Source organism: Paracoccus sp. MC1854, from assembly GCF_014164635.1.
Classification (GTDB): Bacteria; Pseudomonadota; Alphaproteobacteria; order Rhodobacterales; family Rhodobacteraceae; genus Paracoccus.
Genome location: NZ_JACJFU010000010.1, coordinates 1 through 14250, shown reverse-complemented (window position 1 = coordinate 14250; position 14250 = coordinate 1). Strand labels below are relative to the sequence as shown.

Annotated in this window: 10 protein-coding genes, 1 tRNA gene and 1 pseudogene; 2 read left to right on the top strand and 10 right to left on the bottom strand. The window is 65.2% G+C overall.

Annotation, left to right across the window (positions count from 1 at the left end):
* Nucleotides 1–80 precede the first annotated feature (80 nt).
* A complete protein-coding gene (gene gyrA / locus H5395_RS10085) occupies nucleotides 81–2855 on the top strand; it encodes a DNA gyrase subunit A (protein WP_182792448.1) in 2775 nt (924 codons plus the stop codon).
* 129 nt (nucleotides 2856–2984) lie between these two features.
* Here gyrA and H5395_RS10080 read toward each other — a convergent pair whose 3' ends face one another.
* From H5395_RS10080 to H5395_RS10065, 4 genes are all read right to left on the bottom strand, one after another.
* Nucleotides 2985–5546 carry a mechanosensitive ion channel family protein gene (locus tag H5395_RS10080; RefSeq protein ID WP_182792447.1) on the bottom strand — a complete coding sequence of 854 codons (2562 nt, stop codon included), beginning with the start codon at nucleotides 5544–5546 and terminating at the stop codon, nucleotides 2985–2987.
* Between the two features lie 5 nt (nucleotides 5547–5551).
* Complete coding sequence (locus H5395_RS10075; protein WP_182792446.1) at nucleotides 5552–6583, bottom strand: cysteine synthase A; 1032 nt, start codon at nucleotides 6581–6583, stop codon at nucleotides 5552–5554.
* A 72-nt stretch (nucleotides 6584–6655) separates the two neighbouring features.
* Nucleotides 6656–7735 carry an NUDIX domain-containing protein gene (locus H5395_RS10070; protein WP_370576433.1) on the bottom strand — a complete coding sequence of 360 codons (1080 nt, stop codon included), beginning with the start codon at nucleotides 7733–7735 and terminating at the stop codon, nucleotides 6656–6658.
* Nucleotides 7732–8631, bottom strand: coding sequence for a hypothetical protein (locus H5395_RS10065; RefSeq protein ID WP_182792445.1), 900 nt, complete (start codon nucleotides 8629–8631; stop codon nucleotides 7732–7734). Before H5395_RS10065 ends, H5395_RS10070 begins: the two co-directional genes overlap by 4 nt.
* Before the next feature lie 112 nt (nucleotides 8632–8743).
* Between H5395_RS10065 and H5395_RS10060 the strand changes: the two genes are divergently transcribed.
* Nucleotides 8744–8833: transfer RNA gene (locus tag H5395_RS10060), tRNA-Ser, on the top strand.
* A 405-nt stretch (nucleotides 8834–9238) separates the two neighbouring features.
* Here H5395_RS10060 and H5395_RS10055 read toward each other — a convergent pair.
* The 6 genes and pseudogenes from H5395_RS10055 to H5395_RS10035 form a co-directional block, all read right to left on the bottom strand.
* Entirely contained in the window at nucleotides 9239–10423 is a 1185-nt protein-coding gene (locus H5395_RS10055; RefSeq protein WP_182792444.1) for a GIY-YIG nuclease family protein, read from the bottom strand.
* Nucleotides 10416–12461, bottom strand: coding sequence for a DEAD/DEAH box helicase (locus tag H5395_RS10050; RefSeq protein ID WP_220494961.1), 2046 nt, complete (start codon nucleotides 12459–12461; stop codon nucleotides 10416–10418). The genes H5395_RS10055 and H5395_RS10050 overlap by 8 nt, the downstream gene beginning before the upstream one ends.
* 3 nt (nucleotides 12462–12464) lie before the next feature.
* On the bottom strand, nucleotides 12465–13436 hold the full coding sequence (locus H5395_RS10045; protein WP_182792443.1) for a hypothetical protein: 972 nt from the start codon (nucleotides 13434–13436) through the stop codon (nucleotides 12465–12467).
* Nucleotides 13433–13693 carry a type IIL restriction-modification enzyme MmeI gene (locus H5395_RS10040; protein WP_370576438.1) on the bottom strand — a complete coding sequence of 87 codons (261 nt, stop codon included), beginning with the start codon at nucleotides 13691–13693 and terminating at the stop codon, nucleotides 13433–13435. Before H5395_RS10040 ends, H5395_RS10045 begins: the two co-directional genes overlap by 4 nt.
* A 9-nt stretch (nucleotides 13694–13702) precedes the next feature.
* Nucleotides 13703–13780: pseudogene (locus tag H5395_RS19475) on the bottom strand (type IIL restriction-modification enzyme MmeI); the annotation flags it as partial.
* 52 nt (nucleotides 13781–13832) lie between these two features.
* Nucleotides 13833–14250: transposase (locus H5395_RS10035; protein WP_182792442.1), on the bottom strand; the 418-nt coding region annotated here is incomplete at its 5' end.

Genomic DNA, 14250 nt, shown 5'->3' with positions numbered 1-14250 from the left:
CCGTTTCGAAGGGCTGAAGCGTTGAAACAAGGGGCGGTGGATGTTACATCCACAAGCAACGAGACATTGAGGCGAACCCCTTGGCCGACACCCCCGAAGACGACCTTCCGACCGACGACGATGCCGAGGGCTCCGAGACGCCTGCGCGCGCCGTGATGTTCCACGACGGCCCGACCATCGACATTGCGACCGAGATGCGGACGGCCTATCTCGATTACGCCATGTCGGTCATCGTCAGCCGTGCGATCCCCGACCTGCGCGACGGGCTGAAGCCGGTCCACCGTCGCATCCTCTTCGCGATGGACGAGACGAACAACACATTCGACAAGCCTTATCGCAAGTCGGCCCGGCCCGTGGGTGACGTGATGGGGAAATACCACCCGCATGGCGACGCCTCGATCTATGACGCGCTGGTGCGGATGGCGCAGGACTTTTCCATGTCCCTGCCGCTGCTGGACGGCCAGGGCAACTTCGGGTCCATGGACGGCGACCCGCCGGCGGCGATGCGCTATACCGAGGCGCGTCTGGCCAAGGCGTCCAACTGGCTGCTGATGGACATCGACAAGGAAACCGTCGATTTTCAGGACAACTACGACGGCAAGGACCGTGAACCCACCGTCCTGCCCGCGCGTTTTCCCAACATGCTGGTCAATGGCGCGGGCGGCATCGCCGTCGGCATGGCGACCAACATCCCGCCCCACAACCTGGGCGAGGTGATCGACGCCACCCTTGCGCTGATCGAAAACCCAGACCTGCCGACCGAGCGGCTGATGGAGATCGTGCCCGGTCCTGACTTTCCCACCGGCGGCGTGATCCTCGGTCGTTCCGGCATCCGCAAGGCCTATCTGGAAGGCCGCGGGTCCATCATCCTGCGCGCCCGCACCCGGATCGAGACCGTGCGGGCGGGGCGCGAGGCGATCATCCTCGACGACGTGCCCTATCAGGTGAACAAGTCCACGCTGATCGAGCGCATCGCCGATCTGGCCAAGGAAAAGAAGATCGAGGGAATCGCCCTTGTCCAGGACGAATCCGACCGTCAGGGCGTCCGCGTCGTCATCGAACTCAAGCGCGATGCCACGGCCGAGGTCGTGCTGAACCAATTGTTCCGCTTCACCCCGATGCAATCGACCTTCGGCGCCAACATGCTGGCGCTGAACGGCGGCCGGCCGGAACAACTGACCCTGCGCGACTTCCTGACTTATTTCCTGTCCTTCCGCGAGGAGGTCGTCGCCCGCCGCACGGCGTTTGAACTGCGGAAGGCGCGGGAACGCAGCCATATCCTCTGCGGTCTGGCGGTCGCCGTGTCGAACGTGGACGAGGTCGTGGCGACGATCCGCGGCTCGAAGGACGCGGCCGAGGCCCGCGACCGGCTGATGGAACGGCGCTGGCCAGCGCATGAGATCCTCGAATACCTGCGGCTGATCGACGATCCGCTGCATCCGGTGAACGAGGACGGCACCTACAACCTGTCCGACACGCAGGCCCGCGCGATCCTTGATCTGCGGCTGCAGCGGCTGACCCAGCTTGGGGTGCAGGAGGTCACGAACGAACTGAAGGCGCTGGCCGATGCGATCCGCGACTATCTGGCGATCCTCGCCAGCCGCCAGCGGGTGCTGGGCATCATCAGCGACGAGCTGCGCGAGGTGCGCGAGCTGTTCGCGGTCCCCCGCCGGACCGAGATCGTCGAATGGGCGGGCGATCTGGAAGATGAGGACCTGATCGAGCGCGAGGACATGGTCGTCACCATCACCTCGGGCGGCTATGTCAAGCGCACGGCGCTGACCGAGTTCCGCAGCCAGCGGCGCGGCGGCAAGGGCCTGTCCTCGATGGGGACCAAGGAAGACGACGTGGTGACGACCCTGTTCGTGGCGAACACGCATACGGAACTGCTGTTCTTCACCACCCAGGGGATGGTCTATCGGCTGAAGACTTGGCGGCTGCCCTTGGGCGGGCGAACCGCGCGGGGCAAGGCGCTGGTCAACATCCTGCCGATCGACGGCGGCACCTCGATTGCGGCGCTGATGCCGGTGGACGTGCCCGAGAAGGAATGGGACTCACTGCAGGTGATCTTCGCCACCTCGGACGGCGACGTGCGCCGCAACGCGCTGTCGGATTTCACCAACATCATGCGCAACGGCAAGATCGCGATGAAGCTGCCCGAGGGCGTCAGCCTCGTGAACGTCCGCATCGCGGACGAGGATGACGACGTGATGCTGGTCACGGCCATGGGCCGGGCGATCCGCTTCCCGACCACGGACGTCCGCATCTTCAAGGGCCGCGATTCGACCGGCGTGCGCGGCATCCGGCTGGCGACGGGCGACCGCGTGGTGTCCATGTCGATCATCCGCCACTTCGAGGCTTCACCCGAGGAACGCGCGGCCTATATCAAGATGCGCCGCGCCGTCGAGGGCGCGCTGGACGACGGGGCCGAGCCGGACGAGGACGAGAGCGTGGCCGAGGCCGCGCTGTCATCCGAACGCTATGCCGAGATGAGCGCACATGAGGACCTGATCCTGACCATCACCGCGCGCGGCTACGGCAAGCTGTCCTCGGCGCATGACTATCCGGTGAGGGGCCGCGGCGGCCAGGGCGTGATGGCGATGGACCGGGCCATGCGTGGCGGGCCGCTGGTGGCAAGCTTCCCGGTGGAACTGGACGACCAGATCATGCTGGCAACCTCGACCGGGCAGTCGATCCGGGTGCCGGTCGAGGGGATCAGCTTCCGTTCCCGTTCCGCCGGCGGCGTGCGCGTCCTGAACGCAGCCGAGGGCGAAGAGGTGGTGACCGTCGCGCGTGTCGCCGATCAGGGTGACGAGAATGGAGGGCCGGAAATCGAGACCGAAGCCGAAGCCTGAGGCCTCCCCCCATGAGGAAACGCCGCGCTTGCTGAAAGCGCGGCGTTTTCCTTTTGGAAAGCGGCCGTCCAGCCCGCTGGTCTCGTATCCGTCTCCGCGGCCAGCCCAAGGGCGCCGGAGACGGAACGTTTACCGCTGATCCGGCCCGCTGCTGTCGCCTGCATCCTCCATCCCGCCGGACGAGGCGCTGGCGATGCGGGGATCAAGGCCCTCGGAACCGCCGCCGGCATTCAGGCGGTCCGGGTGGCTGATCGCGGCGGTTCTCAGCAGGCCCTGCTCGTCCGCAGGCTCCTCGGCGGCGTCGAGGCTCTTGCCCGTGATGGCGACGGCCTGGGACAGGACCGCGCCTTCCTCGTTGTAGAAGTCGCGCACGGTGAAGGGGATGGCGATGCATTCGGCACGGAAGCGTTCCACGATCTGGTGGCGGATCTCGGTGGAAACGCCCATGCCCTGGTTGATGTCCGAGATGATGGCCCGGATCTCGAAGGTCATGCCCTCGTTGGCGAAGCCGGTGAACAGGACCGAGGGCGCGGGGTTGATCAGGACGGTGGGCTGGTCCTCGGCGATCTCCATCAGGATCTTCGACACCCGGCGGGTGTCGGCCCCGTAAGCCACGTTCACCGCGACGATGATGCGGCCCTGCAGGTTGCCGCGCGTCCAGTTGGTGACCTCTTTCGAGATGAGGTCCGAGTTCGGCACCACGATGTCGGTGCGGTCGAAGGTCTGGATGCGGGTCGAGCGGACCGAGATCCGCCGCACATAGCCCTGCGAGGCGCCGACCTGGATCCAGTCGCCCACCGCCACGGGGCGTTCCACCAGCAGGATGATGCCCGAAACGAAGTTCGACACGATGTTCTGCAGGCCGAAGCCGATGCCGACCGACAGGGCACCGGCGACGATGGCGAAGCTGGACATGTCGATGCCGGCCGCGCTGATCGCGATCAGGGCGGCCAGCACGATCCCCACATAGCCCAGTCCCGACACGGCCGCGTTCTTCGCGCCCTCGTCCAGCCGCGTGCGCGGCAGGATCGAGGTGCGGACCACGCCCTGCACGACCCCGGTCAGCATGTAGCCCAAGCCGAAGACGAGGATGAAGGTGAGGATCGCGCCTGGCGACAGCCGCACCCCGCCCAGCGAGATGCCCTGCCGCAATTGCGTCCAGAACTCTCCCAGTTCGGTGCTGCGCGCGCCCCAGATCAGCGCCAGGACCGGAAGCGACAGCAGCACCAGCCCGTAGCCGATCAGCACCGGCGTCAGGTCGTTTCGCGAGCCGTCCCGGTTGCGGCGGACAAGAACCCAGAGGTCGGTTGCAAAATCCTGCAGCAGGATCACCAGCGTGACCAGCCCGACCGTCATCGCCATCGGCCACAGAAGCGCGTTGGACATGGTGACAAGGCCGGCCAGCAGCGCCAGCGGCGCCACAACGGCGGCAAGCCGCGCCAGATTGCCGAGGACGGCGATAATCCGGTTGCGGTAGCCGGGCGTGCCCGGCACCGTATAGGCGTTCGCCCTGTGCAGGATATGGCCCAGCCGATAAAGCGCCAGCGCCCCTAGAAGAAGGAGCGGCAGGTACCAGACGGCTGCGGCGGCCTCGCTGAACTCCATCGGGATGCGACGGCTCGCGGCGCCGGATCTCAGGCCCGACAGCGGCAGCAGCGCCTGCGCGACGACGTGATGCAGCCCCGCGGCGATGGCAAGCAGCGTGGTCAGGACCCTTGCCTGCTGCCGTTTTTCGACCGGGTAGCAGATCGGCGGGTCGGTTTTCAGCGGGAAGAATTGCCGCCCCAGCCAGCGTCCGGCAAAGACGATCAGCGCGGCCGTGGGCAGCGCCGTCAGGATCGGCCGCCCCCAGGGGCCGACAAGGCCCGTCGTGTCCACGGCGCGGATCAGCAGATAGGCGCCGACCGTGGGGATCGCGATCTGGCCCAGCGAGACGACGAATACCACCGCGTCGCGGGCATAGTCGCTGGCCCGCGACGACAGCCGCAAGGGCAGCCGGTCCACCCAGCGCCGCCCGAAGATCAGCAGTCCCAGCGCCGCCAGCAGGTAAAGGCCGACCAGCGGCAACCGCCGGACCACCGCCTCGCCGGCGGCGCCATAGGTGCGGTCGCGCACGTCCTGAACGATGCCGCGGACGACCTGCATCCCCTCGTTCGCAGCCGCCGCCCAGCTTCCCGGCAGCAGCGGCGAGGGGCTGAGCCGCAGCAGCGCGTTGGTCTGCCGCTTCCGCGCCTCTTCGTCGATGGCGCGGACAAGACTGTCGGCGCGGCTGTAGGCTTCCAAGGCGCGCTGGCCCGGCGCCTGCAACCCGGAAAGCTGCGCGTTCAGTTCCTGGCGGCGGGCGGCGATGTCCTCGGCCTCGGTCTCGCCCTCGGCCGGCGCGGGGCCGAGGGCGGCGATCTGTTCGCGCAGGGTGGCGATGCGGGGGGCGTTGATCGACTGCGCCTGAGAAAAGCGGTCGCGCCAGCCGACGACCTCGGCCCGCAGGGTGGCAAGGCCGTCGGCCGTGGCCTCGGGCGTCTCGACAAGCTGCTCGCTGCGGTTCGCCAGCCGGTCCCAAGCGGCATAGTCGGGCTCCTCGGCCCCCTGCGCCATGGCGCCCGCGGCCAGCGCCAGCCACAGCACGGCGGCCAGCATTGCCGCAAACGCCGCCAGCCGCCGGGGCGCGGCGGGACGCAGGCCATCGCGCATCGCGGTCAAACCTCGATCACGTCCGGCAGGTCGGATGCGCCGCGTTCCAGCCAATGCGGGACCGGCAGGCCCTTGCCGCGCAGGAAGATGGGGTTCCACAGCTTGGTCTGGTAGCGCGTCCCCACGTCGCAGAGGATGGTGACGATGGTCTTGCCCGGTCCCATCTCGCGCGCCATGCGGATCGCGCCCGCGACGTTGATCCCGGACGAGCCGCCAAGGCACAGGCCCTCATGCTCCAGCAGGTCGTAAAGGACCGGCAGCGCCTCGGTATCCGGCACGCGGCAGTTGAAGTCGGTGGTGATGCCTTCGAGGTTGGCGGTGATCCGCCCCTGCCCGATCCCTTCGGTGATCGAGTTTCCGGGCGCGCTCAGCTCGCCATCGGTATACCAGGAATAAAGAGCCGAGCCTTCGGGGTCGGCAAGGCCGATCTTCACGCCCTTGTCCTGCAGCGCCATCGCCACCCCCGCCAGGGTCCCGCCCGAGCCGACCGAGCAGATGAAGCCGTCCACCTTGCCCTGCGTTTGTTCCCAGATTTCGGGCGCGGTGGTTTCCAGATGCGCCTGACGGTTCGCGGTGTTGTCGAACTGGTTGGCCCAGACCGCCCCACCCGGCAGCGTCTTGGCCAGCGCCTCGGCCAGCCGTCCCGAATAGCGGACGTAGTTGTTGGGGTCCTTGTAGGGCACCGCCGGAACCTCGACCAGCTCGGCGCCGGCCAGCCGCAGCATGTCCTTCTTTTCCTGACTCTGCGTCTCGGGAATCACGATCACCGACCTGAAGCCCATCGACGCGCCGACCAGCGCCAGCCCGATGCCGGTGTTGCCCGCCGTCCCTTCCACCACCGTGCCGCCGGGACGCAACTCGCCCTTCGCCACCGCGTTCTGGATGATATACAGCGCCGCGCGGTCCTTGACCGACTGGCCGGGATTCATGAACTCGGCCTTGCCCCAGATCTCGCAGCCGGTTTCCTCTGACGCGCGATTCAGACGGATCAGGGGGGTATGGCCGATCGTGGCGGCCAGGTCGGGACAGTTGCGCATGAACGGGGCCTTTCCTTGTCGCGCCCGTTAAACCAGCAGCAACCGGGGCGGGCAACCCGGCTCGCGCAGGGTTCAGCCGGCCGCGGGCCCCTGCCGCAACTCGTCCGCCCGGCGGTCGAGCCAGAGCGCGAGGATCAGCAGCGGCCCGCTGACGATCCGCCCGTCGAGGGCCATCCGCATGAACTCGTCGCGGGGGATCACATGGCCGCGGATGTCCTCGCCTTCCGACGACAGGCCCGAGACGGTGGCCGCGTCATCCGGCAGGTCTGTGATGCCGATGAAGCCATAGATGAACTCGGCCGCGACACCCGGCGAGGGATAGAAGGCAGGCGCCGGGATCAGCCTTTCAAGTGTCAGCCCGGCCTCTTCCACGGCCTCGCGCAGCGCGGTGGATTCGGGCGTTTCGCCGGCATCGATGCGCCCCGCGACGGGTTCGTAGATCCAGGGCTGGCCGTCGCCGCGCGCCGCCGGACCGGCCCGGAACTGGTCCACCACCAGCACGCGGTCGCGCATGGGGTCCCATGGCAGCACGACCACGGCATCGCCCGACACGAACACTGCGCGCTCCAGCGGGTCGGACCAGCCGCCGCGATGCAGCCGATGCGTCAGCCGCAGCGATTCGACCGAGAAATACCTGCCATAAGGCTCGCTGCGGGATTGGATCCGCAGCCGGTCGTCGCCCTTGGGGCCGGGGGGCAGCGCAGCCCCCCGCTCGGCCGCCGCTCGCAAGCGCGAGGCGGCCCACAAGGCGATCATCGGCAACCGCGCCCGGATCTCTGCTGCAGGCTGGCCCGGGTCCCGCGCCAGCAGATCGGCCGCGACCTGCACGGCGAGTTCGGCGCGAAAGGCGCCGTCATCCGCCCGCACCCCCGCAGCCGCGCCGATTACCCTGCCTTCGGGCGCGTCGATCCCCTGCAGGTCCATGATCTCGGCATAGCGGTCAAGCTGCGGCGTCGGCCGGACAGGCTGCGCAGACATCCTGCCATCGGCTCCCCTGTCCCAACCCGGCCAGCCGTCCGGCGCGATGCCCGCGCGCGCCCCGCCTGTCAGCCTGCCCGTCAGCATCACGGGCGCGCCGTCAGGCGCCAGCCTCAGCGCCGTCATCATCCGCGGATCGGCCAGCGGCCCCACCAGAAGCAGCCGTCCGCTCACAGCCGCTCGCCCATCTGGCGCAGGCCCGAGGCGCGGCCCAGGTCGCGCGCGATCTCGGCAAAGGTGGCGCTAGCCGCCTCGTTGAGGATGATGCTGAGACGGCGGTTGCCGGGCGATCCCGCCGCCCGGATCAGCACCGCCATCTCGGCATCCGACAAGGGCGCACTGGCCATGAAGACCAGCGCCTCGATCCAGCCGGTCTGGTCGGCGCGAATCTCGGCTTCCTGCGCCCATGCATCCTCGATGATCGAAGGATCGACGTTGTCCGCCGCCTCCTGTGCACCGCGCAGGGTCGACAGCGCGATGTTCAGCGAGGCTGCTACGGCAGGCTCCACCAGATCGGCGGCCTCGATCAGGGCACGGACCTGGGCGGTACGCGGATGGTTGCGGGCCGCGGCGCCGGCAAAGGCATCCCGGGCGGTCGCCTCGATATCGGGCGCAGAGATCGCCCGCCGCGCGCCGATTTCCAGCAGGATGACGCGGCGGCCGAAGCCACTTTCCCAGAAGCCCAGGGCCTCGGCGACGGCGGCACGCTCGGCCGGGTCCCGCAGTTCCGCGACGCCGCTGGCGATGCCTTCCCGCATGCGGTTCCTAATGCGGGACGGCGGCGCGATGCGGTTCACAATGGCGGCCCATCCCTCGTCTAGGCCGCTCCCCGGCCCGGCGTCCGGCTGGAAGGGATCGCCTGCCCCGGCGATTTCCGCCGCCAGCACGTCGGCCAGCAGGTCCACCTGCATCGCCGCGGAGATTCGCGCCGCATTCACCGGCTGGAAGGCCGGGGGCGGACCGAGTTCGACGCCGGGCCGCGGCTGCGCCAGGACAGGCAGCGGCGCGGCGATGCCGAGGCAGGCGGCCAGGACAAGGCCGGTCAGGACGAAGGATGCGGATCGGATCATCGCTGCTGGTTCCCTGACGCGGCCGCTTGGCCCGAGGCGTGGATTTTTCCGCGAAAGCCCTTGCGCTTCAACCCCTGCCCGTCTAAATGCCGCCCTCACCACACCAAAGCGCGGAGAGGTGCCGGAGTGGTCGAACGGGGCGGTCTCGAAAACCGTTGAGCCTTCACGGGTTCCGTGGGTTCGAATCCCACCCTCTCCGCCATTTACCAGGCTAACTTGCTGGTTTCGTTATATTTCCTACTTGGCTCATGCTCTTCCCCACGCACTTCCCCACACGATTGTGTGAGGTAGGCTATGACCAGGATCTGCCGCCGTTGCCTGCAGATTGCCCTACTTCCCACGAACGCACGCATCGATCTAGAAAGGCTTCCTCAGTAGCCCAGCGACCGTCGATGCCGTGGTGCAAGCACGAACGAGGCTTAGAAATAGCCAGCCCCACTCACGGACTGCCAACCTCATCAAGCTCGTTTAAGAGACACGCTGAGAGCCCGCGATGGATAACGGCAGGGGCTTGTGGCATTGGGAGGCATAATTGCCGCCTGCGGCCGTCTCAGAGCCTCTGAGAGTACTCTCCGCTGCTCAAGCATCTGAGAAGCCTTCCCCTCCCTCACCGCTCTACGAGCTTCGCCTGCTTCGGGTCGTAGACGTACCGGGCAATCGTGCCGTCCTTGATCCGCTCAACGGCTTCATTGATGATAAACAGCGGCACAAGAAACCACTCCCGCGGCACCACCGGCCGTCCGAACCGATCGGCAATCTGGATCTCCAGTCGGGCAGGCTCAAAGATGCGGTGGATCAGGTTTTCGAGCTTCGTGCGGCTGATGTTGTAAAGCTCGTAGGTTGCAACAACCTCGACATCGGCCATCAGGAACGTCGTCTGCAAACGCGCTCCCGCAATCCGCTGCTTGACGCTCATGTTGGTCACGCCGATCTTGTGCACCAACTCGCGGTTCTGCGCGACCAATGGGTGGTCGGATTTGCTGCGCAGCACATAGATCGTGCCGCTGGCTTCGTCGCCCGCCTCTGACGCATCGGAGAACAAGGGGCCGGCATCAGGCTCCGTGATCCGCCGGCCGGCCTCGTCTGCGTTAAGCGCGCGCTGCAGCGAGCGCATCAGCATCCTGCTCTCCGTCCCGTTGTCGAAGATCACCCGCAGACGCGCATCCGTGCGGCCCTGAGGGGTGAGCTCCAGCTCGCCCATCTCGGCCACATAGGCCTTCTGCCCACCGACGATGAAGAACCGGCCCGGCTGGATCTCTGCCTTGAGTTCGAACGGCCGGGTCATCCGCACGCCGGCGTCCATATCCCGCTGAACAGCCTCGAACAGCGGCTTGAACTTGTCGAAGTCCTCGCAGCGCTCGCGGCTGGCAACATCTTCCGCGGCGCGCTTCTCGGCGCTCGATCGGACATGCCGCAGCTCGGTCAGTCCCGACGGCGCGGTATCGATCCCCAGTTCGGCCAGCAGCGCCTCGTCATCAAGCTCATCAGCGACGGCTGGGACATCGCCGAGGGGTCCCCCAAGCAGGCCCTGTGTGTCCATCGGCTCCAGCAGCGTGCGGCAGTCATCCAGTTCCCGCAGCCGATCGAGCCGCACCGCATAGAGGCGTTCGAAGATGTCGCGGTCCTCGCCATGTCGCGGCGCGTGGCCGTGCTCTTCATAGAAGCGCTGGATGTCCTCGAACCCCGCAATGATGCGCTCCTCGCGGGGCGTGCGGCTTGGAACAGCCTGTGACGCGACCTCAACACCGAGCTCGCTCAGGAGGGCATCATCCTCGTCGGTGAAATCAGCCATTCGCTGCCTTTGCCTTCATCCGTGCCAGAAAGGCGACACCCTCTGCCATGCGCCGCTCCCATGCGTCCTGAGAGGTGAGCAAGGGCAACCGGCCACGTTCCTGTTTGAACTTGAGGGCGCGCCGTGCAAGGTCCCGCGCCTCCTCCGGGGTCATCGAGATCTTCTTGGCGGTGATGATCGCGGCCACCTCCTTCAGGCTCGCCTCGCTCATGGTCTTGGCGAGGATCGAGTAGGCCTCGCTGAAAGGATTGATCCGGTCGATCAGGTCAATGTCGAGTTCTCGCACATCCATCGCGAACTTGCGCACCCCATCGATCAGGGCCATGTTCGAGCTTGTCTCAGGGTCGCGGCCCAGCAGCGTTTCCTTGGCCTTCTGGGTGAGGTTCAGCGCAGCGATCGCATGCTGACGCACGGCTTCCTGATCGTGCTCATCAAGTTCGGGGTACTTGTCCTTGATGATCTTGCCCATCCGAACCTGCGTCAGTTCCTCGGGCACAAGCTCCTGATCAAACAACCCGCGCTCAATCGTTGTCTTGTCTTGGACAAAGGCGGTGATGACCTCGTTCAGATCCTGCTGGCAGATGCGGGTCGCCTCAAGGCTCCTGGGCTCGGCAAGCCCCTTGATCTCGATCTGGAACGTGCCGCTTTCCTCGTTGAACCCGACATTGCACTTGCTCGGCTCATAGCCGCCTTCCCCATAGTCAAAGCCCGGTTCTGCGGTGTTGGTGGGCGCTTTCGGCTTGAACTCGAAGCGCGGGGCCAGCACCTGCTCCATCAGGAGGCTGGCGGCAATCGCCTTCAAGGTGTCGTTGACGGCCTCGGTTACAGCCCCTTCCGAGGCATCCGGCTCCGCAATCAGATTGGTGAAGCGGGCACGCGCCTTGCCAGGGGCATCCCGCGTGGCGCGGCCGATGATCTGGACGATCTCCGTCAGGCTAGCGCGATAGCCGACCGTCAGCGCATGCTCGCACCAGATCCAGTCAAAGCCTTCCTTCGCCATGCCCAGCGCGATGATAAGGTCGACGTGATCGCGATTGCTCTTCTGGGCCGGGTCTTTCAGGGCCGTTGAGACCCGATCGCGCTTCGGCCCGTCATCGTCCACAAGATCCGCGATGCGCAGCACCCGGCCATCCGGGCGCTTCACCAGCTGGAAGCCGGTGGCGGGGTCCGTGCCCTGCCAGTCGCCCAAGGCGTCGATGATGTGCTCGACTTCCCGGTGCTTGTCCTTGGTGCTCTCGCGCGAGTTCACGTTCGGGATGTGAAGGATCGTCTTTTCGAGCGGGTCGAGCACCTTCAGCAGGTCATCGACATAGGAACCGGTGTAGAAGAAATATCCGATGTCCAGCGCCTTGAGGTAGGTGTAGCCGTTCAGCTGCTCGTAATAGGTGTAGGTGACGGTCTCGAACCTTGCCTCGTCGCTGGGCGCCAGAACCGCCTCCGCATCGCCGCGGAAATAGCTGCCGGTCATGGCGACGATATGCACCCGATCGCGCGCGATAAAAGCGCCCAGATGCGTCCCCAGCTTGTTGTCGGGATTGGCGCTGACATGGTGGAACTCGTCAACCGCAATCAGGCGATCATCGAAGGCGTCAATGCCGAACTTGTCCACGGCAAAGCGGAAGGTCGCATGCGTGCAGACCAGAACCCGATCGGCGCTCTCCAGGAAGGCACCCACCGAGTTCACTTTGCCCCCGTCCGTGCCGGGTGAGTTGCAGAGGTTCCACTTGGGCGCCACCGACCAGTCCGCCCAGAAACCGAACTGAGACAGGGGCTCGTCGGCAAAGCTCGATCCGATCGTCTTCTCCGGCACTACGATGATCGCCTGCCGAAGGCCCTGATTGTGGATCTTGTCAAGTGCGATGAACATCAGCGCGCGCGACTTGCCGCTGGCCGGAGGCGACTTGATCAAGAGGTATTGCTCGCCGCGCTTTTCAAAGGCGCGCTCCTGCATCGGGCGCATCCCGAGTTCGTTCGCCTTGGTGGAGCTCCCATTCTGAGCATAGGTGACGGAGACAGAGGGAACCTGTTTGCTGCGCAAGATCTACGACTTTCTACCAAATGATTTGATCGCGGCATGAGCTGCGCGCCATGCGACCTCGATATCTGCCTCGGAAGCGAGATAGAATTCACCGCCCAGCCACTCGGCACTTTCAACCAAATACTGCTTCATGACATATTCGCTCGACACTGCGGCGTCAAAGGAAGGGCATTTTCCGAAGCCCGCAGAGCTGCTTGTGCGATCAACAGACCACCGGAACGCTCCACGGGGCATGGCATTTTGCAACGTCTGCCGACGCATATCCGGGCTCGCGGATAGCCCGATCTTGTAGATTGCCCGACCGTTTGCGGGGCGTCCTAGATAGGTGTCGGCATTGCCATGCAACCGCAGAACATAAAGGTCGCGTGACAAACTCCGGGTGCCATCGTGCACGACGTAACCGTCTTCGTTAGCTGGGCCGGCCCTAACCATGCCCTGCGCAGGCCAAGATGCGGCAAACGGCGGCTCACTAGAAGGCCCTGAGTATATCTCAACTTCCTCGAAGGGCATCTCACGCAGTCGGTTGATCTGAGGAAAGTTAGTAAGAACCCAACCTTTAGCTGATATGTATAAAGCTCGCTGCGCAGTTTCCGGGTCGAGTTCCGTCATCGAAATGCTATATTCCGGAAGATACCTAAAGGCTCGCACAGCGCGGAGTGAATGCTTCCATCTCCCCGTGTCCTCTCTATGGTGCACAGGATGTGTAAAATCATCCCGATCCCCGGTTTGATGGGTGACCAGCATGAAGCCGAGGATTTTTCCTCGCTCATTTACCGGGGCTATAGGCGAAGTTTTAGTTATGGCACAGATCGTTATGAATGGATCGCTTAGTTCCTTTAAGATCCAAGTGCGGTAAGCTAGTCCACTATTGCCCGTCCAGCCGATTGTTCCCCACGTTTCAGGCGTCCAATTCCAGTTTGAAGTGAGAAGAACGGAGGTGTCGTCCGTCCAAAAGTCCAGAGCAAGTGCATTCACTCTGCTGGTACCTTCTTGGTCATCTTGGAGTACATCTCGAATAGCTTTTCCAAGCGCTCAGTGTCGTTACGGAAACGGCGGCCGATGTAGATGCGTTCCAGCACCTCATCATTGCGATCATGAGCGGTGCGAAGGTCGGCAGGCATACTTTCGGGATCGTAGAGATCCGCAATAGTAGCGGGGAAATGCGCCTCGCGTGCCAAAAGGATGTCTTCGGCGCAGCGGGTCAGGTCGGCCTTGTTCTTTTCAGTGAGGATCGGAAGCGGGAAGGTGTTCCAACCAAGTGTGTTTGAATAGCTGAAGTCCGTCCGCATCCGCACGCAAACAGTACCAATCCAGACCGGCGTTGTTGCAGAACTCGGCCGCTAGTGGCGACTTCCCCTTTCCCTTTTGACGTCAGGCCACGCGTTCGATTTCGGCCGTGCCGAGTGCATTGAAGCGGTTCATCAGTGCAATGCGGACGTGGATTTCGGCGGTCTGACGGTCGGGGTCCCGGGATGCGATCCTCTCGCCGAACGACTTGAGGCATCTCATCCTGGCCTCGATCCGACTTCGAACGTGATAGCCTGACCATCGTTTCCAGATAGCCCTCCCGAAGCGCTGGGTCGTCCGGAGGGTGTCATTGCGTGCTCTGGCAGCAGGGCAGTCCTCCTTCCAGCGGCGTCCGTTCTTGCGGATCGGTATGACGGCGGTGCCGCCCCGTTCGAGGATCGCGGCATGGCACCTGCGGGTATCGAAGGCGCCATCCCCGGTCACGGTGCCGATCTGTTCATCCGGTGGGATCTGATCCAGAAGGTCAGGCAGAACGGGGCTG